Raw genomic sequence first — 20,958 nt, 5'->3', positions numbered from 1 at the left:
CTCGGGCTTGCTCTGGTCCTGTTGCAAACCTGCAGAGGAGGCTTCTTCCTGAGCGCCTTCGGGCGAATTGCGAATTGCATTCGGTTGGAGCAGTTTCGGCGGCCTATAGCTTGTCGCGCAACTCGCATCGGAATACATCACCTCGGCAACCTACGCACAGAATCTTTGGGTACGTCCACAATGTCACCACTTCCCAGAAAACCACTGGTGTAAAAGAATCGCCATTGAATTCGCACACCCGTCTGTTCCAATGGTGTGGGGGGAACTTGTGTATTCGGGTGAGTAGGTCTAAAAGCCGAAGACCTACGTGTCGTCGGAAATGTGCCTCATAGTGATGCTGCGCGCTGATTCTCGGAGCGAACGGCCACCATGGGTTTTGCCCCAATGAGAAACAAGCGGGGAACAACGTGGTGGGTTTTGTCGCACCCCCCGAATGGTTTCGTCGAGAAAAACAGGGGTTTGCCAACGGAGAGGGGACCAAAATGCTTGGGGTTTTGGGCCAATGGATCGTGTGTTGGGGCAAAACCGGTTTTTGGGTCAATGCATCGTGTTGGTGGGAATTCGTTCCAAAGTCGATAGGGCGATGTTGAGAATAGAATAGGATAGAATGCCGCGGACCTTTTCAAGCTGCATTCCAGCCGACCAATACGGGCTCACTTCGGAGCTATCTTATGTACTCCAATGGTGTCGGATCCATGCAAAGTACTGGCAGGTATTTCTTTGCCGCTTGCATTGGTGTGACGAAGCTGCTGGTCATTGCACTGACAAGTTGCGCTACCAGTCCTGCTCCTGGTCAGACTGTCGAATTGGTTGCCGCTACTGGCGACCAGGCGCCTGGCACGCCGGAAGGCGCTGTGTTCGGCGCGTTGGTCAGCCCTGCCTTCGGCGCTCCTGTTCTCGACGACTACGGCAATGTCGCATTCGCCGCGACACTGCTGCCACTTCAAGGAGGTGTCGACTTTACAAACGACCTGGGGATCTGGCACCGTGATGCGCTGGTAACGCGCACCGGATCGCAGGCCCCGGATACTCCGCCCGCAACGGTCTTTGGTGGGCTCGATCTTCATACATTCAATGGTGGAGGCGCGACCGCGTACATTGGATTCTTGAATCACGGCGTGGGCGGCGTCGACGCATCGAACGACCGTGGCATTTGGCAAGGTTCAACACTTCTCGCTCGGAGTGGCAGTCGAGCACACGGCTTGCCAGCGAATGTGCCGTTCGAGGGATTCTTCAACCCGAGGGTCAGCTATTTGGATCATGTTGCTTACGCTGCTTCCCTGCGAGAGTCCGCTACGAACATGGTGACGCCAGCCAACGATCGCGGCATCTGGGTCGACTATGCCTTGATAGCGCGAGAAGGATCGCAGGCCCCGGGCCTGCCTAGTGGAGTCAACTTTAAGCAGTTGACCGATCTTCCCGTCGTTGATCTCGCCGGTGATGCCTACTTCCGGGGAACACTGCAAACCGATACGCCGCATGTAGGGCTTAACCTCAACGACACCGGCATCTGGACCGAGTCGACCTTGCTGGTGCGGACCAGTGACCAAGCGCCCGGCACGCCTGCAGGAGTCGCGTTCTCCGGGCTGAGCGATCCCTCCGTTGGCTACGGGCGATACGCGTTCCTCGGCGCACTGCGGAATAACACAGGCCCCGCGGAGTTCACTAGCACCAGCGGGATCTGGGTCAATGATCAGGCGCTGGTTTTGCAGGGCACGCAAGCGCCGGGCACCCCCGATGGTGTTGTGTACCAGTACTTCAATCCGCCGGTGGTGAGTGCGTACTACACCGGCTTCACGGGTTTTCTGGTTCACGACACAGCGCATGGCGTCGACTCGACGAATGACAGTGGCATTTGGCGAGAATCTCTCAACGGACTATCTCTAGTGGCACGTGAGGGTTCACCTGCGCCAGGCACCGACGGCGCCAATTTCGACGAGATGCTACCGTTCGACATGGGGGCGCTTGGGCAGGTCGCCTTCCTGGGAGCATTGCAGCACGGAGGCGACGTCGATTTCTCTAACGACAGTGGCATCTGGGCCCAAGATCAAAGTGGCGAGTTAAGGCTGATTGCGCGCGAGGGAGACCCCCTCGACGTGGGTGGCGGCGAGGTGCGGATTGTTAAGGAGCTACGTTTTGCCACGGACACAGGCCTCGCCTTCTTGCCCGGTTCGGGAGGTGTCGACGGCCGCCGGACCGGTTTCAACAGCCGGGGCCAAGTTGCTTTTGCAGCGTCGTTCACGGACAACACGCACGGAATTTTTGTCGTAACGCCCGAGCCGCCTGCGGAGGGAGAGGATTTCGTGTGGAGCGGCGGATGTGGTAACTCCAACTGGCATTCGCCCTGTCTCGGGTCCAACTGGGTCGACTCCATCAGCAATCCAACCAACATGCCGCCTGGAGACGTGCCTGGCACCGAGAACGTTTTCATTAACGACGCTGCGGTCACGCTAACGGACCGACCCGCCGATGTTCGAATGCTCCAGGCTACCGGCGAACTGCTAGTCAACGAGCGGCTCTTTGTCCGAGAAGACTCGTCGATCGAGAATCTCACTGTAGGTCCCACTCTGATGGCGGCCCAGTCGTCACTCTCCCTCAGTGGCGATTCCATGGTCGGAGCCATACTAAGCCAGGGCATGTTGAGCGTTGCCAACAAGCTCGACCTGCGCGACGGGAGTCTCCAGATCAGTGGCGGAAGCACTGTGAGCGCGGGTACACTTCAGGTGGCCAGCGGCACCACGGCGGACGTGAACGGTAGTATCCACGTCGCTGCAGGGAGTACGCTCGTTGTCGCCACTCAACTTCATCTTGGCGCTGGCGCGGCAAACAACGTGATGAGCTCGATCACCGTTGACGGCGGTCGGCTAATCGTGGGCGGCGACATCCACATCGCCGACGGCGCTGGAGCAAACCAACATGCGTCGATTACCCTCACCAATGGCGCTGAATTCGATACTGCGGGGCCGGTGGACAGAGTCTTTGTGGGCGGCATGACGGCCGGTAATTCAGGCCACCTTAACATTCAAGGAGGCACCATGGGCTATACGGATGAGTTGCATGTAAATGCCACCGGTGAGGTTAATCTCGTCCTCGGCTCAATGAGAACCGAGTTCATTTTTCTTAGAACTGGCGGCAAGTTCAACTTCACTGGCGGCACGCTCACCTTCTGGGAATTCGATGGCGATCTGACCCAGCAAAACGGCACACTAACAGAGAACAACCATTTCGTGTCCACTTACATCGGTGGGACGTACAACGTTCAGGGCGGCAATGTGGCCATCGAGATCGATAGCCCGGGGCAAGGTATTGGCCGCGACCACGTGATCGCCCAAGACGTAGTTATCCAGTCAGGGGTGACCCTCGACATAACGCTCGGCGGTGGATTCGTGCCAGTTGCTGGTGATGTGTTCAAGCCAGTCGATTCGATGAACGGTCTCGTTGGAGAATTTGACACAGTCAATCTGCCCTCGCTAGATCCAGGGCTGTTTTGGTTGGTCAACTACGACAGCAACAGCATCATTCTGGAGGTCATCGCCAACACGCAAGGCCTACCGGGCGACTTCAACGACGATGGGATTGTCAATGTGGCGGACTACGTGGTGTGGCGCAACAATCTTGGCGCAGCAGACGAGTCGGCAATTGCCAACAACGGCGATGGCGTCAATGGCGTCAACGCCAATGACTACCAGATTTGGCGAGACAATTTTGGCGCGATGGTGGTGAGTTCGGCGTCACAACCGAATGCGCCGGTACCCGAACCGAGCGGACTGGGGCTGATCCTAGTCGCGTTGATTGTCGGGATTTCTCGCGGGCACTGCGATGCTCGACTGCGCTCTCGAGCGTAGATCCGGACAACCACTGTCAAGCGCATCTTGGCACCCTCGCATCGATTCCCACAAAGTCGCTGGTGTAAAAGAATCGCGGTTGGAATCGCGCGGGGGTGTGATCTAATGATTCTTGCAGTAGCTGCCGTCGCCAGACGGCGGAGGTCTTGCCGCTAACCGCGGATGATGCGGAGGTGATTCAGGCCCCCACCCTAGCCCTCCCCCAAACGATTTGGCGGGAAGAAACTGATTGGCCGGGGAACGTTCTCCGCGCCAAATCGCCCGGGGGAGGGGACCTGCGCTCGTTCGGCGGAGCGAACGGCCACTATCGGTTTTGCCCCAACGAGAAACATGCGGGGAACAACGTGGAGAGTTTTGTCGCACCCCCCGAATGGTTTGGTCGAGAAAAACAGGGGTTTGCCAACGGAGAGGGGACCAAAACGCTTGGGGTTTTGGGCCAATGGATCGTGTGTTGGGGCAAAACCCCCGACCAAGCTTCAACGGAGCTGCTAATGGAGCAGCCTTGCGCAGCTATTCCACCGTGACGCTCTTTGCCAGGTTGCGTGGTTTGTCGACGTCGCAGCCGCGGAGCACTGCGATGTGGTAGGCCAAGAGCTGCAGTGGTACCGCGGTGACGATCGGTTGGGCGAAGTCGGCCACTGCGGGCACATGGATGACGTCGTCGGCGATTTCGGCCGCTTCGTTGTCGCCAGAGTTGACGATGGCGATCACCGGGCCGCCGCGCGCTTTGATCTCCTCCATGTTGGCAATCACTTTTTCGTACACTCCGCCGCGAGGAACAATGAACACACTCGGCGTGTTCTCGTCGACCAGGGCGATGGGGCCATGCTTCATTTCGGCCGCGGGGTAACCCTCGGCGTGGATGTAACTGATTTCCTTCAGCTTCAAGGCTCCTTCCAAGGCGGCCGGGAAGTTGTACTGGCGGCCGAGGTACAGGAAGTTGTCGCAGCCAGAGTACTTGGCGGCGATCTGGCGGACCTGGCTGTTGGTGGAGAGCGCTTCCTCGACCTGGTCGGGTAGCGCCATGAGTTCGTCGATCACTCGCAAACCCGCTTCATAGCTAAGATGACGCAAACGACCGAAGTACAACGCCAAGAGAGCAAGCACCACGCACTGCGAGGTGAACGCCTTGGTGCTGGCGACGCCGATCTCCGGGCCGGCGTGCAGGTAGATGCCGCCGTCGGACTCGCGAGCGATGGTGCTGCCGACCACGTTGCAGATGGAGAGCACCGCATGCCCCTTGCGCTTCACTTCGCGCATGGCGGCCAGCGTGTCGATGGTCTCGCCCGATTGCGTGATGGCGAACAGCAACGTGTTGCTCGACAGCGGCGGATTGCGATAGCGAAGCTCGCTGGCGTACTCCACTTCGACCGGCACGCGGGCGAACGCTTCGAGCATGTACTCGCCCACCAGCCCCGCGTGCCAACTAGTGCCGCAGGCGGTGAGCACCATGCGATCGACCGCGCGCAACTGCTGAGCGGTAAGGTTCAATCCGCCGAACACGGCAGTCGCCTGATCGTTATCGAGTCGGCCGCGCATGGCGTTGCGAACGGTCTCGGGCTGCTCGAAGATCTCTTTGAGCATGTAGTGAGGATAGCCATCGAGTTCGACGTGCGCTTCGTCGACTTCCAGCAGCTTCACGTCGTGCGGCACGTCGTCGGCGTCGCGGTTCACCACGCGAATCGAATTGGCCGTGACCACGGCCAGTTCGTGATCGGCCAGAAAGACAATCTTGTCGGCGTGGCCGACCAAGGGAGATTGGTCGCTAGCGATGAAGTGCTCGCCGTCGCCGATGCCGATGACCAGCGGGCTGCCAAGTCGCGCGGCCACGATCACGTCGGGCCACTGGCGAAACACCACGGCCAGCCCGTAGGTGCCGCGCAACTGGCTGAGCGTCGCCTGCACAGCGCGCACGAGCACGTGGTAAGGATCGGTGACTTGGGTTTCCTCATCTTCGACCTCCATGCAGCGCTGGAGTTCGTAGTCGAGCAGTTGAGCGATCACCTCGGTGTCGGTGGCGGTACCGAACGTGTAACCCTTCTCGGTGAGCTTTTGCTTGAGGACGCGGAAGTTCTCGATCACGCCGTTGTGCACCAGCGCCAGCACGCGCTGGCCGCCAATGTGCGGGTGGGCGTTCTCGTCGGTTGCCGGGCCGTGCGTCGCCCAGCGGGTGTGGCCCAGGCCGATGCTGCCGGGTGCAGGATGCTGCTTGAGGGCGCTGGCCAGTTGGTCGATGCGGCCGGCCGTCTTGGTAACCGCCAGGTCCCCATTGTTGATGGTCGCCACGCCGGAGCTGTCGTAGCCGCGATACTCGAGCCGGCGGAGGCCTTCGAGCAAGAAATCGGTCGCTTCGCCGGGGCCCACGTAACCAACAATTCCACACATCGGACGACATCTCCAGGACTGAAAAACGAAGGAGCTAGCACTCGGAGGAACAAATCGGTCCGGCTCCAGACGGCTACCCACATTCTACGGCCCTGCTCGAAATGCTCCAACGTTAGTTGCGGCCCTGAATTGAGCTACCGCGGGATCGGGAAACAAAGTACATACCGCTTCATGAACACTTCATCCTCCAGTTCGCTGCGCAGTTACGTCGTGATCCCCGCCCGACTCGGCTCCACCCGGCTGAGCCGCAAGATGCTGCTGGCGGAGACCGGCCGCACCCTGATTGAGCACACTTACGCAGCCGCTTGCGGCGCCAAGAAGCCCCGCGGCGTGATCGTGGCGACCGACAGTCCGATCATCTCTGAGATCATCCAACAAACGGGTGGCAACGCGATGATGACCAGCCCTGAATGCGCCAGCGGCACCGACCGGGTAGCCGAAGTGGCCGCCGCCCTGCCCGAGGCGGACATTTTGGTAAACCTGCAGGGCGACGAGCCCGAGATGGCCGCTTCGGCCGTCGACCAGGTGATCGAATTGTTGGAGCAGAACCCGCACATGCCGATGGCCACGTTGGCCACCCCGCTGCGTAGCGCCGAGCAGCTGGCGAACCCCGCGTGCGTGAAGGTGGTGTTCGACGAAGCGGGCCGCGCGCTGTACTTCAGCCGCAGCCAGATCCCGTTCATCCGCGAAGCGGAAGACCTGGACCTCGAGGCCGAGCCCCCGCTGTTCTACCAACACCTGGGTATCTACGCGTACCGCCGCGACTTCCTGCTGGAGCTGGCCAGTTGGCCGCCGTCGCGCATGGAGTTGGCCGAGCGTCTGGAGCAACTCCGCGTGTTGGAGCGCGGACACGCGATCGCTGTGGGAGTCACCGCCCACAACAGCAGCGGCATCGACACGCCGGAAGACTATGCGGAGTTCGTCAACCGCTGGCGCCGGGCGGCGTAGGACGATCGGGCACCGCGCCGACGAAAACGACGGCCGTTTCGGTTAGAATCAGGTTCACCGTTCTAACCACCTGCCCGTCACGCGCCTGCTATGTTCACGCTTCCGCCAGATCGATTGCCGCTGTTGGTTACCGGCGTGGCGGGTGTCACCGGGTACAACGCGCTGGACTACTTTCACCGCCGGTACCCGGGGCAGGTGATTGGCATACGGCAACAAGACAACTGGCGACTCGCGGGGCCGCACATTGTGGCTTGCGACGCCGAAGACCATGTGGAGCTGGGGCGGTTGTTCGACGAGCACCAGTTCCGCTCGGTGCTGAACTGCGCCGGCAACTGCGCGCTCAAGGCGTGCGAACTCGATTCGCGGCTGGCGTGGAGGACGAATGTCGAAGGCTTACAGAACTTGCTCTCGCACGTGGTCGAGCGCGGCGCGCGAATGGTGCATACGTCAATCGACCTGGTGTTCTCAGGCGACGACGCACAGCGCAACGGTCATGTCGAGACCGATCGGCCCGACCCGGTGACCGTGTATGGCAAGACGATGGTCGCCGGCGAGCAACTGATCGACGACTGGTACCCACAGACATGCGTGCTGCGCATCTCGTTGCCGATGGGCATCAGCTTCAACGGGCACGCCGGGGCGATCGATTGGATTCAGTCGCGGTTCGCCAAGGACCGCCCAGCGACGTTGTACTTCGACGAGATCCGCACACCGACCTACACCGACTGTTTGAATTTGCTGTTCGAGGAGCTGCTGGCGAGCGACTTCGCCGGGTTGTATCACTCGGGCGGGCCGCGACGGTTGAGCCTGTACGAGATCGCCCAGGTGGTGAATCGCGTGGGCGGGTACGATCCCGACCTGCTACAAGGCTGTCCGCGACTCGACGCCGGGCCGATCCCGCCGCGAGCCGGGAACGTGGCGATGCGGTCGGCGAAGCTCACCGAACACTTGGGCCGCGAGCCGTTCGACCCCTGGCCGCTCGACGAGAAATGGGTGCCCACCGACAGGGATTGGCACTACAACCGCAGCGGCGAGGCCGGTTCGGCGGAATTGCTGGCCGAGGTGCTCTACCGCAATCCTCGGAGGACTGGAATTTGACAGCCGACCTGCCAGCGAACTTAATGGAGGGTGGTTCTACCACACAATTTGCTCCCTGATCGCAAGCCGCTATGCCTATCAAGTTTCATTGCTCCCACTGCCAGGCGCCGATCAAGGCTCCCGACACCCACGCGGGTCATACGCTCCCCTGCCCCAAGTGTGGCGAGCCGGTGTTAGTAGCCCCCGAGGCTCCCGCACCGCCAACGCCCCCCGCGCCGCCGGAGCCGGCGCCACTTGAGCCTGTGTTGCCAACTCCGCCTGAGCCGAGCGAGGAGAGTGTTCCCGAGATCGTCACGCACGATCCGCGTCAACCAACCTCTGCCCCGCCGGTAGCGACACCGCCTCCGGAGATCACCAGCTTCGAACCGCCACCGACTCCCACCGGTGGTGTGGTCCGCGATGTGAGCCTGACAGACGTGCGGGTGGTCGATCTGAAGTTGCCATTTGGCAGCGTGTTCAAGTTCGCCGTGCAGTTCTTTTTGTGCAACTTGCTGCTGAGCCTGGTGGTCGGCTTGGCCGTGATGCTGCTTGCCGCGCTGCTGGGAGCGATTGGACTCAGTTTGGTTGGCAGCATTCTGCAATGACATGGACTGGAGAGAGAGCAACCGACACGGCCCGGGTGGTTAACAAAGGAATGGTACTGATGATGGTTCTCGCTGCCAGCCACGCCGGAGCCCAGACTGTAGTGAACAGTGGAGTCCCAGGTCGCAACAGCAGCGAAGGCCTGCGCGACTTGCCCAAGGCGCTTCAGTCGCCAGCGGACCACCTGGTGATCCTGTTCGGCATGAACGACGCGCTCAACTCGGCCAAGCTGGTCGAGCCCAAGAAGTTCCGCCAGAACCTGCAGAAGATGATCGACTTGTCGCGCAAGCAGGGCGCCAAGACCGTCACTCTGATCACGCTGCATCCGGTGAACGAGTCGTACCTGCAGGAGCGGCATCCCAAGCACCCGGCCTTCGATCGATTGCAGGAGCACGTTCAAGAGTACAACCAGACAATCCAACAAGTCGCCAAGGAGTCCGATTGTCTGTTAGTCGACTGGCGGGCTGTGCTGCTGAAAAAGAGCCCAGGCGAGACGGTGGAAGACGCCGTGGCCGATCGCCAGGAGAGCCTCCTACGCGGCACCGCGAACAGCGACGATCGCGACGGGCTGCACCTCACGGCCAAGGGCTACCAACTACTAGCAGTGGCGGTCGAACAGAAGCTGCGTGAGCACGTGGACCCGGACGACAAGATCGTGTGCTTTGGCGACAGCCTTACTTTTGGCAGTCACATGCGCGGCGAAGGCACCACCCACGGCGACACCTACCCCGCCGCGCTCCAGCGACTGCTAAAGCCGGAGGAATGAGCCACGAGCTCCCGGCCAGTTCGTGTTTTTGCCCCCAGGTAGTTGCGTCCCGCCCGGCGGCTGGACTACGATAAACACCATGCGGGAGTAACTCAGTGGTAGAGTGCTAGCTTCCCAAGCTGGACGTCGCGGGTTCGAATCCCGTCTCCCGCTCTCTTTTTTTTCCGAGAGTTTCTTGCCTTTCTAGACTTGGCTCCAACCATTGAAACGTCACATGCACGTTTCGATGCACGAATTGGAGACCAAGCCATGCCACGGCAGCCCAAGCCGTACCTCCGTAAGCAGACCAATAGCTGGTATTGCTCCATCGGCGGACGCCAAATCTCGCTCGGCAAGAACCGCGAAGCGGCGTTTGAGAAGTTCCATGCCTTGATGGCGGATAGGGACGAGATCAAATGCGAGTCTACCACTTTGTATGCATTGTCCCAGGTATACCTGGACTGGTGCCAGGCTCATCGCAAGCCAGGGACATACAACTTGCATCGGCACTACCTAAAACTGTTCATTGAGTACATCGGTAGGACTCGCCGTCCATCCAAGCTCAAGACTGGAAACGTAACTGCCTGGCTTGACGGCATGGAGATGACATCGACGGCCAAGAACGGAGCGCTAGCGGTAGTACAGAGGATGCTCAATTGGGCAGTCGAACAGGAGTACTTGAACCGCAATCCGATCAAAGGCATGAAAAGGCCGAAGTCCAAACGTCGCGATATCATTTACACTGATGCCCAATGGGAGAAGATCAAACAACACGCTGATGAGCCACTGGCCCAGCTACTTGATTTTCTGTGCTTGACTGGTTGTCGCCCGTTGGAAGCCAGGACACTTGAGGCCAGACACCTTCATGGTGATCTCGTGATCTTTCCCGCGGATGAATCCAAGGGGGAGTTTGAATCACGGGTAATCTATCTCGTTCCTGACGCCAAAAGCATTGTGGAGTCATTGGCAATGGTCAATCCCGAAGGGGCTCTCTTCCGGAATTCGCGAGGGAAACCCTGGACGAAGAATGCCATCAACCTCCGCCTTGAGCGGATTAGCAAGAAGGTTGGTTTCCGTGTGATCGCCTATGGCGCAAGACATACCTTTGCAACCAATGCACTTGCTGCCGGAATTGACTCGGTGTCATTGGCCCACTTAATGGGCCACCGAGATCCAACAATGGTGAGTAAAGTGTATTCGCACCTATCCAAGAACCCACAGTTCCTCCGCCAACAAGCCCAAAACGCAGTAAGGAGTCGGAACGCTTCCTGAATTCCCCAGCACCCGCGCCTATCGCCCAGCTTTGTCTTCGCGGCGTTCCCTGGCAGGAAACACGTTGATTTCAAAGCCCGTCAGGAATTGCCGCTGTGTGATGTAGGTCATCAGATTGTCGAGGCGCTGGTATTGGGCGATGAATTCCATCGCTGCTTTTTCTTGGTCGTCCATGTTAAGGTCTCGTTCTTTGGTGCCGGACGTTAGAAAACCTCCACACGAATGTGCCGTGTGTGAGTCAACCTTGATGACTGAATGGATTGAATACACACCGGCAAGAGAAGCAAAGTTCACGAGGTCGGCAAGAACTCGATGCCACACTTGAGAGGTTTGCAGGCGATACTGATGAGGGGACAGCAGTGATAGCACACAAAATTTCAGAGTAGTACGGGTTTCAATTAATTACTGCGCAGCTAGCATTTCTCATGCCAACTATCTCTGTAGAGTTTCCATGTGCTAGCGACGCGCGGATTTGAATTGAGACGCGTATAAGATATCTCATCTCATCCTATAAAGAAAACTGGCGTTGCGAGCATCGCGGAACCAGGATTCATCAGGTGGGTGTGGGGGGCGACGGCAACACCGAGTTGCCCTTGATCTTTACCATCGAAGCAAGCAACGAAGGACCGCGGGCGACCGAGCGTTTCTGTCTACAACATACGAAAGCTGCTTCAGAAACGAGCGGATGAAGTCGATTTTTCTTGTATCTCAACCCCTAGGGAGGGTACAAGAAGCCATGACTTCACCTCAAAGCAATCAAGAGCTCATCAGCACTTTCAATTTACTCGTGACGGAACTGGAGACCCTCAATGCGAACTGGCGAAGCGGCCTTTCGAACCCGTCCGAATTCCTCAAGACACGAAGGAAACTCGGCAACGTACTGACGAAAACATCACTGGAGCTCTACGAAAGAAGCGTGGCGTCCGAATCACTATTAATGCTTCGGCAGCGACACAAAAAGGCAGCCCACTTGGCCTACATCATCTCGAAGACGATCGATGATGGGTGGTGCGATTCAGCGAAGGACTGGGTCCAAGAGCCTCATCTAAAGCGATCACCAGAATTGCGAGGACTGGTTGGAGGGGATGATCCTAGCCACGTTAGGCGGTGTGCTTTACAGCGAGCGTGGAATGTAGAACGAGAGCGTGTGCTGCGTGCAAGCGTAGCTATGGGCGAGTGGCAGGATTTGGGGTCGTTGCCGATATGCGATTTGTGATCGCAGTTTGCGATGATGGCAAGCTGTCTTGTGCGAGAAGTTCCCGATACTTGTTTATGGTCTGTGTCGTACAAAGCTCCAAAGAAGTTTTTAGCCCATCCACGTCCACGGGGTTTTCGAACAAGCATCGATTTTTTACTTGGAGGTGATTCGTGTTCTCTTCCACGAACTCACCCCAGTGTTCATTAAAGTCTTCCCAATGCCTTTGGTGCCAGAAAATGAGCACCATCCGTGAGCGGCCGTAGATGTTGAGAAACTGATCGCGTTGACCCGTGTCCGGATTGTAGACCGCCATACGAGCGTGGCGGTCGGCATCGATGAGGCTATTGAGTTGCTCTAGCGTTGGCTCGCTGTCAGCACTGAGTCCTCTCAATACTTCTGTGTATCGCTCGAAGCCTTTGCTGAATGTCTTGCGAACCTCTGCGAGCCATGCTATCTCTGCCGTGGAGGGGTTTTCGCCGAGTGCAAGGGCATTGAATGCTTCCATGCCCAATCTCAGCCGCTTTTCTATATCCGTCTTGATGATGTCGGCGGAGGGTAGCTTGCAGTAGAACAATCCCGTTCTCCCTGGACGATCCAGTAGGGGTCGAGGTGGTCTCAACTCGCTCAAGCAGGCTCCATCACCGCGAGCCAGTGAGTCTAAGGCCGCGTGAATTTCAGGAAGGGAAAGACGAAATCTATCGAGTTGAGGGTCCTTCATTTGCCAAATGTAGGCAAGTACATCCGTGAGCTTGCGACAGTGGTAGGGAGGGATCTGACCTTCTTTGATGAGGTCTTGAACTTGCGTCGCGAACGCAAGGATATTTCCTTCGAGCGGAACGTCTGCTTCAGGGTGGCAGAAGTCGTCGATAGAGCAGCCAAGTCGCTTTGCCGACAGCAGCAACTTCTTGATACCGACCGTCAATCCTTTCTCAACCTTCTTATTCCAAGTATCTTTAGCAAACTCCTCTGGGATTTTGGGTTCACCGTTACTCTGTGTCTTTACGAAAACCTGCTCCTTCGACAGGCCAGCAGCACTGCAGAGGTTGCCAAATGCCACCTTGTCAATCACTCGACTGCCGACATTCCGTTTTTGCCTAACGGCGTTCGTTTTTTTGGGCTTGCTCGGCACCTGGGGGCATCCAGCCACGATCGAAGGGGAAGATAAGGGAAGCTAACGAGATAACTTCCCGAAATTTTCCTTCGAAGTCAAGCCGGTACTTAGCAGGGAAGCGTCAGCAGAGTAGGGAAAAAAGCTTAGCTTCCCTTAGCTTCCCTCGCGATTATTTCCGTGTAGACGGCACGCTATGCCTGTTTCAGAATACAAGATAGGCGGGGACAGAAGCGATTGGTAGTACGACAACCGCTTTGGTCGTCCGTCGGTCCGGAACTCCGGGCTTAGTTTCAGGAAGCACAGACCTGGAAGGTGACTACCCCAAGTTACTTTTCAATTCCGGTACCGTGCCACCTTGCACCATACCAGTAGGTTCTCTACGCGAGTAGGACTCGCGTCGGGAACCGGCCTCCACCGAAGGCCTTCGTGAGGCAATTCCGATTCGGTTGGAGGCGTTGTTGTGGCCGTGCGAGGCGTTGCAGCGCCTCGCACGGTTATTTGGAATTGCCTCAAGCTGAACGTGCACCGTCTAGCCCTAAGGTATTCCAAATGTTCTATTCGAAGTTTCAGTTTTTCTTTTCGAAGCCGTTGTTCCCGTGGGGCATCGCCATTCTTACAGTGGCTGGTTATGGCCTCCTCTGTGCCGAGCACCGCGATCTTGCTCACTATCTGTTGCTATTTGCCGGGGCTGGCCATCTCTTTGAAGCCTACAGGCATCATAAGTAAACGCAGTACATCGTGATACGGGGGAATCGCCTAATTTAGTCTCGCCTAAGGCCAGATCACACCCCCTGAAAGGGTGGTATAGCATCTGAAGTCTCGGGCGAGACTACGTGATTTTGTACCGTTTGCACGATTCTGCGGGGTTAGGAAAATCTGCCAAAAAATACCAGCTGGTACCGGTCTCCTGGGGGGCAGGTAATGGATCTTGCTGCGGACCCCGGTATTCCACTACGCAGCCCACGCATTGAAAGTTTAGCACGCGAACAAACATTTGACGGTCGAATTTCGCTCGTCGATTTTTGGAAGAATCGTACTGTTCGTCCCTTGGACCGCAGACTATCACGCTGTCATCAGTCCGCCTAAGGTCCTGACGCCGCGTCTGCAAAGTAGTACAGCCTGGCCACCGGCTCCAGTGAGGGGGCGATAACAAAGAAACTCACAAAGGCATCGGTGGTGAGGTTTCAATCCGCGCCCCCGTGAGGGGGCGATGGCACGACACATCTGCAACCACACCGTTGTGGCTGTTTCAATCCGCGCCCCCGTGAGGGGGCGATCATGGTGAGTTTCGAGAGTGATGGTTGCGGTTGGGGTTTCAATCCGCGCCCCCGTGAGGGGGCGATGAATCGGACAACGACGGCGACGGCTTGGAGCCTGTTTCAATCCGCGCCCCCGTGAGGGGGCGATCTTGTTTTTGACTTTTTCCCGACTTGTTGACGGATGTTTCAATCCGCGCCCCCGTGAGGGGGCGATTCAGTTGGCTCACAATCGGCTTCGTTGATTGTGCAGTTTCAATCCGCGCCCCCGTGAGGGGGCGATGTCACGCTGGTCGTGTAGTAGCCGTCGGTATTCGATGTTTCAATCCGCGCCCCCGTGAGGGGGCGATGTCCATCATCGCGCCCCACATCCGGTGGGTGGCGTTTCAATCCGCGCCCCCGTGAGGGGGCGATGGTGCCTTGCCGCGCTGTCATCCGGGCGGCAAAGTTTCAATCCGCGCCCCCGTGAGGGGGCGATACCTCGACTGGTTGTTGGTGACCAAACGGCCCGAGTTTCAATCCGCGCCCCCGTGAGGGGGCGATCTCGGCGTAGGCTGACCAGTCGGTCACGACCATGTTTCAATCCGCGCCCCCGTGAGGGGGCGATCTCGGCTTGCGTTACGACGAATTCGATCTGGCTATGTTTCAATCCGCGCCCCCGTGAGGGGGCGATGCGCGTCTGGCTGGATCGCTTGATCACGCGAACGTGTTTCAATCCGCGCCCCCGTGAGGGGGCGATGAAAGCCGGGTTCTCTCGCGTTGCTCGCACGGGACTGTTTCAATCCGCGCCCCCGTGAGGGGGCGATCGTAGCGATTCACCTGGTTGGTTGTGGGTCGGAAGTGTTTCAATCCGCGCCCCCGTGAGGGGGCGATCCCTGCCAACGAGTGGTACGATCTCACTGCGGATCGTTTCAATCCGCGCCCCCGTGAGGGGGCGATCCCAGGGAGATCAATGCTACTACGACGCGAACGGGTTTCAATCCGCGCCCCCGTGAGGGGGCGATCGGTTGCCACCACACGATCCACGCCATCGACGAGTTTCAATCCGCGCCCCCGTGAGGGGGCGATTTCGACTGGGAACCTCGAGCGGCGTGGCTCAAGTGTTTCAATCCGCGCCCCCGTGAGGGGGCGATCCGTCACGAGAATGACGGTCGACGACCGCCCCAAGTTTCAATCCGCGCCCCCGTGAGGGGGCGATAGTTGTGGGGGCGAGCGATGGGCCCCCACCGTTTCTGTTTCAATCCGCGCCCCCGTGAGGGGGCGATGACCAGCACCGTGCGCGATATTGCGAAGCTGCTGTTTCAATCCGCGCCCCCGTGAGGGGGCGATATCCAGCAGTTCGCCACCGTTACGGTCGAACACAAGTTTCAATCCGCGCCCCCGTGAGGGGGCGATAATATAGCGAACGGAGAGGGGTGCCCGGCTTCCGGTTTCAATCCGCGCCCCCGTGAGGGGGCGATCGCGATGCAGCAGCAACTCCTACTATCTCGAGAGTTTCAATCCGCGCCCCCGTGAGGGGGCGATGTAGCGTATCCATCAAGTGCAGCAGGTGGTACGCGTTTCAATCCGCGCCCCCGTGAGGGGGCGATCGGCAGAAGTTCCACGCCCGCCGCACCGATCGCCAGTTTCAATCCGCGCCCCCGTGAGGGGGCGATTCAGGACGTGACTCAGGTCGACGTGTTCCACCGCAGTTTCAATCCGCGCCCCCGTGAGGGGGCGATGCGCTGACCGAAACCTTGCCGTATGTTGTGCCCGTTTCAATCCGCGCCCCCGTGAGGGGGCGATAGGAGTCGACTCAGGTCGACTACGACGCCGAAGGTTTCAATCCGCGCCCCCGTGAGGGGGCGATATTTGCAGCGAATGGAAGGGCACGGCCAAAACCGTTTCAATCCGCGCCCCCGTGAGGGGGCGATTTGATCTCCGCAGAGCAATTCGTCCGCGGGCATTTGTTTCAATCCGCGCCCCCGTGAGGGGGCGATCGGGTGGCGGCTGCCAGTTCCGCGTGGACTTCATCGTTTCAATCCGCGCCCCCGTGAGGGGGCGATGCTAATTCGCTTTGGCACCGTGGCGGTTAGCTTGGGTTTCAATCCGCGCCCCCGTGAGGGGGCGATTCCATGACGAGCATCGCTGTGAACGGAAGGACTGGTTTCAATCCGCGCCCCCGTGAGGGGGCGATGCGATCCCGCGACGGGACAGGCGAGGTTCGAAGGTGGTTTCAATCCGCGCCCCCGTGAGGGGGCGATGTCGGTCGACGGCAACCATTCGCCCCACTGCTTGTTTCAATCCGCGCCCCCGTGAGGGGGCGATTTGGGTGTTTTCTTTTGCCACTTCGCTAGTCTCGTTTCAATCCGCGCCCCCGTGAGGGGGCGATGCAGTTGCGATTTGTAAGCACCGCTGTCTTCGTCGTTTCAATCCGCGCCCCCGTGAGGGGGCGATGCCGGCAGCATCGGTGCCCGCGGCGGTATCTCCTGGTTTCAATCCGCGCCCCCGTGAGGGGGCGATCAGGGGGTCCGGCGGCGGGTGGGTTTCGATGATGTTTCAATCCGCGCCCCCGTGAGGGGGCGATTATCTCCAAAAAAACCCGTAGTTTCAGTACAGTGTTTCAATCCGCGCCCCCGTGAGGGGGCGATACCGTTGTGCCGACCCGTAGGCCATGCGACGGAGGTTTCAATCCGCGCCCCCGTGAGGGGGCGATAGGCCGGGTCGAAGTTGGTCATTCGCTTGCGAACGTTTCAATCCGCGCCCCCGTGAGGGGGCGATTCGGCTGTCGGCGATCCACATAACTCACTCCTTGTTTCAATCCGCGCCCCCGTGAGGGGGCGATACCAAGCCCCACGCAGATCGCCGAGCGGATGGCGGGTTTCAATCCGCGCCCCCGTGAGGGGGCGATGCCAGCACCTATTCAAGAGGGAATCCCTCGCTACTGTTTCAATCCGCGCCCCCGTGAGGGGGCGATTTCCAGTTCGAGCACGTGTGATCTCCGCTGCATCCGTTTCAATCCGCGCCCCCGTGAGGGGGCGATGCGTTCGGATCGTATTTGCCCGACAGCAGGGCCTTGTTTCAATCCGCGCCCCCGTGAGGGGGCGATGCAGTGCATGATGAGTTGAGGGCCGCCCGTGCTGTTTCAATCCGCGCCCCCGTGAGGGGGCGATGTGCCCGCTTCCGGATCGTATTCGACCCACCAACAGTTTCAATCCGCGCCCCCGTGAGGGGGCGATATTATGAAACCCAACGAAGTTCCGAGGATACCGGTTTCAATCCGCGCCCCCGTGAGGGGGCGATCCTCCCCACAACCGGAGAACCGGGAGGTGCGCGCAGTTTCAATCCGCGCCCCCGTGAGGGGGCGATGTCCCATTCGTTCGTAACGCCCGACGTCTTGCCACTGTTTCAATCCGCGCCCCCGTGAGGGGGCGATGATCGTAACGGCAATTGCCCTGGGTGCCAATCTGTTTCAATCCGCGCCCCCGTGAGGGGGCGATTGGCCAGCGCATCGTCATCGGCCAATACATCGAGTTTCAATCCGCGCCCCCGTGAGGGGGCGATCTCCATTGCTTCGAAAGGGGACAGTTTTTCAATGTTTCAATCCGCGCCCCCGTGAGGGGGCGATGAGCACTGCTGAACGAACCTGCGAGGGCTGTGACATGTTTCAATCCGCGCCCCCGTGAGGGGGCGATGGTGCACCGATAGATCCCATCGTCGCCGATGTCGTTTCAATCCGCGCCCCCGTGAGGGGGCGATGACGACTTTGCTTGTGTTGCCTGACTTGAGGTAGAGTTTCAATCCGCGCCCCCGTGAGGGGGCGATGGTGTCTCGTTCGGAGGCGTCGGACGGCTTGAAACAGTTTCAATCCGCGCCCCCGTGAGGGGGCGATCGACCAGCACCGTGCGCGATATTGCGAAGCTGCTGTTTCAATCCGCGCCCCCGTGAGGGGGCGATCAGCAGTTTCCCGGCCGCGGGAACAACTGACTGTGTTTCAATCCGCGCCCCCGTGAGGGGGCGATACGGACATGATCGTCGCCTCGACCAGCTTTGTTGTTTCAATCCGCGCCCCCGTGAGGGGGCGATCGTTTGGCGTCCTCCTCGGTACGGTCGAGGGTTTGTTTCAATCCGCGCCCCCGTGAGGGGGCGATTTGGCCACCCACAGCGGCGATGCATGGCGGTAGTGTTTCAATCCGCGCCCCCGTGAGGGGGCGATTCGGGTAAATTCCAATCCGCCCCACGATGCAGAGTTTCAATCCGCGCCCCCGTGAGGGGGCGATCCCGCCATCTTAACCACTTGCTGGCCTTGGAGTAAGAATCGCATTTTCGCGAACCGGTCGGATAGCACGAGATGCTTGCAGAGGCAGGGCATGAGGCTGTAGCTAAGTCGTATGGTAGACGGCAGTTAGAATGATCGCGAACCTCCTAGGCAAGATGCGCGCACTTTGGGTTCGCGATGAATTCAATTCATACCCTAACGCTCTGTAGCGATCAAGCAATCAGTGGACCATCCACGTCGTAAGTAGGCTTTGCACCGACATGTTCGACGCGGTGTTTCCAGTTGCTGCCGAGATAGTAGAAACGCAATGAGTCTACCGACTCGTCGATGGATTCCAATAGCCGGGACTTGCAGGTAGTCCATTGGGCCGGATCGACCTTCATCTCGAAAACGGAGTTCTGCACTCGCTGTCCAAAGTCGAGGCACACCTTCGCCACCCGAGATAGTCGCTTTCTTCCCTCAGGGGTCTTCGTGCTGACATCGTAAGTTACCAGAACATACACTCCGCACTCTCCTACTTCCAGACAAACGGAGGATAGGCATCCAGGTCACCTCGCAGGTGGCGAGCCAGTATCCTGGCTTGCAGGTGGGGCAGCAGACCAACTGTCATGCGGTCGCCGGTAAATGGGTGTTTGATTTCTTCCTGTTTTCTTTCCTGCCACGACACCAAGACTTGTTTGCGAGTTGTGTCGTCCATCACCACACCACCAGTCTCTTGTGTCTGAAAGCCCTTGGGGGAGACTTGCCCTCGATTGATGAGACTGAACACCAGACGGTCTGCAAGGTAGGGGCGAAACTCCTCCATCAGGTCGAGCGCCAAACCCGGGCGGCCGGGACGGTCGCGGTGCAGATAGCCAACTGCAGCATCGAGTCCCGTGGCCTCGCAGGCCGATCGGACGTCGTGCAACAGCAGTGTGTAAACGAAGGACATCAATGCGTTAATGGGATCAGTTGGAGGACGTCGCGTGCGTTTGGTGAACTCAAATCCCGGCGACGGCTGAGTTAACAACTGAGGAAAGGCCGCGAAGTATTGTGTGGCGGCCTCGCCCTCCAAGCCTCGCAGAATGTCAACGGTTTCCGCCTGATTGATTTCGATCAATCGGCCCGCCAGGCGTTTGGCAGCCGCAGTCAGTGCATCTTTGCGGTCTCCTTGAGCGGCGTCGCGGGCTGCACGCAGCAACACGGCCCGGCAATTCACCACTTTGCCCACGACGAAGGCTCGCGCAAGGGACAGCGTCCGCTGGATGTCGTCTGCACGTCGATACTGTTCCCGACGCAATAGCACATTGCCTGAGGTGTATCCCACTATCGAGGCGAGGAAACGGCCATGTTCCGACAGCATCGAGATCGTCACGCCGGCCCCCGCTGCTGCAGCCATTAATGCGGGGCTACAACCTACCTGCCCGAAGGCAACGATACCATCGAGGTTGTGCAACGGAATACGCAGCCGCGGTTGTTTATCGACGCGCACGGCGACCGCCTCGCCGTCTTTGGCCAAGTAAGAACCTTGCGTTGTCACGAACAGCGTGTTGAGGTGCGTCTTCACGATTGTGTCTCCGCATCACGCGCGATCGATGCCAATAGCCTGGACACGTATTCGTTTGCGCTGGGTGCGGCCTGGGCTTCCGGGAGACAAACCGATAGCAGGGAGCACGTGTCACATTTCTTCTCGTACTCTGCGGGTGGAGTGACACCGGAAGCCATCATGGCGTGGAACCTGGCTGCCGCATCGGTTGTCAGTTCGCGGAGTTCGGCGTCCAGAGTGACATCGGTGCGTCGGCGCTGGGTACCGTAGTAGAGCTGTGCCTCGTGGACTTCGATGCCCAGCATTTCCTCCAGGCACAAGGCTTGGGCACAAACTTGAACGCGGTCGCAGGCATTCTTCTTTGGCTTGCCCCGCTTATACTCGACGGGCGTGACGGACCACTGAGTGAGCTGCTCGGGCGTGGCCGAAAGGATAGCTTGGCGCAGCGTCTTGCCGCGGACTTTCGTGTCAGGCGGCGGCCGCCACAGCACGATGTCGGCCATTCCAAACAGGCCTAGACGATACGACCGCAACGGCAAGCTCCGCGTGATCCGCTCGCCGTCGCGGGTTTCCGGTTTGCCATCGTGGGCCTTCTTGTGCAGCACCTGCCCCTCGGCCGTCCAGCGATTCTCCTCCCACAAACGCTCAAGATGAATCAGCGCACACTGCCGCTGGCAAAACAGCAAATGCTGCAAAGCCGAGATCGGGAGCAGGTCGTCTTCGGAGTAGGTCATC

13 protein-coding genes, 1 tRNA gene and 1 CRISPR repeat array are annotated in these 20,958 nt (G+C 59.1%); of the genes, 8 read left to right on the top strand and 6 right to left on the bottom strand.

All coding sequences use genetic code 11. From position 1 onward, the window contains the following. Positions 1-695: 695 nt before the first annotated feature. On the top strand, positions 696-3,845 hold the full coding sequence (locus tag ACQK2L_RS00920; protein WP_425395053.1) for a DUF7453 family protein: 3,150 nt from the start codon (positions 696-698) through the stop codon (positions 3,843-3,845). 510 nt (positions 3,846-4,355) lie between these two features. Here the strand turns inward: ACQK2L_RS00920 and glmS are convergent. Next, the gene (glmS, locus tag ACQK2L_RS00915; protein ID WP_425395052.1) at positions 4,356-6,230 is read right to left on the bottom strand and encodes a glutamine--fructose-6-phosphate transaminase (isomerizing); all 1,875 of its coding nucleotides are present in this window, start codon (positions 6,228-6,230) and stop codon (positions 4,356-4,358) included. Between the two features lie 171 nt (positions 6,231-6,401). Between glmS and kdsB the strand changes: the two genes are divergently transcribed. The 6 genes from kdsB (at position 6,402) to ACQK2L_RS00885 (ending at position 10,875) form a co-directional block, all read left to right on the top strand. Continuing rightward, positions 6,402-7,178: a 3-deoxy-manno-octulosonate cytidylyltransferase gene (gene kdsB, locus ACQK2L_RS00910; protein WP_425395051.1), complete on the top strand. Its 777-nt coding sequence runs from the start codon at positions 6,402-6,404 to the stop codon at positions 7,176-7,178. A gap of 90 nt (positions 7,179-7,268) precedes the next feature. Beyond that, on the top strand, positions 7,269-8,276 hold the full coding sequence (locus ACQK2L_RS00905; protein WP_425395050.1) for an SDR family oxidoreductase: 1,008 nt from the start codon (positions 7,269-7,271) through the stop codon (positions 8,274-8,276). 71 nt (positions 8,277-8,347) lie between these two features. Beyond that, positions 8,348-8,860 carry a hypothetical protein gene (locus tag ACQK2L_RS00900; protein ID WP_425395049.1) on the top strand — a complete coding sequence of 171 codons (513 nt, stop codon included), beginning with the start codon at positions 8,348-8,350 and terminating at the stop codon, positions 8,858-8,860. Between the two features lie 59 nt (positions 8,861-8,919). After that, on the top strand, positions 8,920-9,624 hold the full coding sequence (locus ACQK2L_RS00895) for a GDSL-type esterase/lipase family protein (protein WP_425395048.1): 705 nt from the start codon (positions 8,920-8,922) through the stop codon (positions 9,622-9,624). 81 nt (positions 9,625-9,705) lie between these two features. Continuing rightward, positions 9,706-9,777: transfer RNA gene (locus ACQK2L_RS00890), tRNA-Gly, on the top strand. Positions 9,778-9,873: 96 nt separating this feature from the next. Beyond that, positions 9,874-10,875: a tyrosine-type recombinase/integrase gene (locus ACQK2L_RS00885; protein ID WP_425395047.1), complete on the top strand. Its 1,002-nt coding sequence runs from the start codon at positions 9,874-9,876 to the stop codon at positions 10,873-10,875. Positions 10,876-10,893: 18 nt separating this feature from the next. Here the strand turns inward: ACQK2L_RS00885 and ACQK2L_RS00880 are convergent, their stop codons facing one another. Both ACQK2L_RS00880 and ACQK2L_RS00875 read right to left on the bottom strand, forming a co-directional pair. After that, positions 10,894-11,049, bottom strand: coding sequence for a hypothetical protein (locus tag ACQK2L_RS00880; RefSeq protein WP_425395046.1), 156 nt, complete (start codon positions 11,047-11,049; stop codon positions 10,894-10,896). Positions 11,050-12,041: 992 nt separating this feature from the next. Continuing rightward, entirely contained in the window at positions 12,042-13,202 is a 1,161-nt protein-coding gene (locus tag ACQK2L_RS00875) for a hypothetical protein (protein WP_425395045.1), read from the bottom strand. 531 nt (positions 13,203-13,733) lie between these two features. Here ACQK2L_RS00875 and ACQK2L_RS00870 point away from each other — a divergent pair. Further along, positions 13,734-13,910 (top strand): hypothetical protein, encoded by a 177-nt coding sequence (locus tag ACQK2L_RS00870; RefSeq protein WP_425395044.1) that lies wholly within the window; start codon positions 13,734-13,736, stop codon positions 13,908-13,910. A 455-nt stretch (positions 13,911-14,365) separates the two neighbouring features. Further along, positions 14,366-18,699: direct repeats of the CRISPR family, unit length 31 nt; unit sequence GTTTCAATCCGCGCCCCCGTGAGGGGGCGAT. A 211-nt stretch (positions 18,700-18,910) separates the two neighbouring features. Here the strand turns inward: ACQK2L_RS00870 and cas2 are convergent. Genes cas2 through cas4 form a run of 3 tightly spaced genes read right to left on the bottom strand, consistent with a single transcriptional unit; the run spans position 18,911 to position 20,957 of the window. Beyond that, positions 18,911-19,201, bottom strand: coding sequence for a CRISPR-associated endonuclease Cas2 (gene cas2, locus ACQK2L_RS00865; protein ID WP_425395043.1), 291 nt, complete (start codon positions 19,199-19,201; stop codon positions 18,911-18,913). A gap of 11 nt (positions 19,202-19,212) precedes the next feature. Further along, positions 19,213-20,244: a type I-C CRISPR-associated endonuclease Cas1c gene (gene cas1c, locus ACQK2L_RS00860; RefSeq protein ID WP_425395042.1), complete on the bottom strand. Its 1,032-nt coding sequence runs from the start codon at positions 20,242-20,244 to the stop codon at positions 19,213-19,215. After that, the gene (gene cas4 / locus ACQK2L_RS00855; protein WP_425395041.1) at positions 20,241-20,957 is read right to left on the bottom strand and encodes a CRISPR-associated protein Cas4; all 717 of its coding nucleotides are present in this window, start codon (positions 20,955-20,957) and stop codon (positions 20,241-20,243) included. Before cas4 ends, cas1c begins: the two co-directional genes overlap by 4 nt. Between the last annotated feature and the right edge of the window lies 1 nt (position 20,958).

Source organism: Aeoliella sp. (assembly GCF_965227375.1).
Lineage (GTDB): Bacteria > Planctomycetota > Planctomycetia > Pirellulales > Lacipirellulaceae > Aeoliella.
Note: the sequence above shows the minus strand (reverse complement) of the source record. Positions and strands in the feature narration are given on the sequence as shown.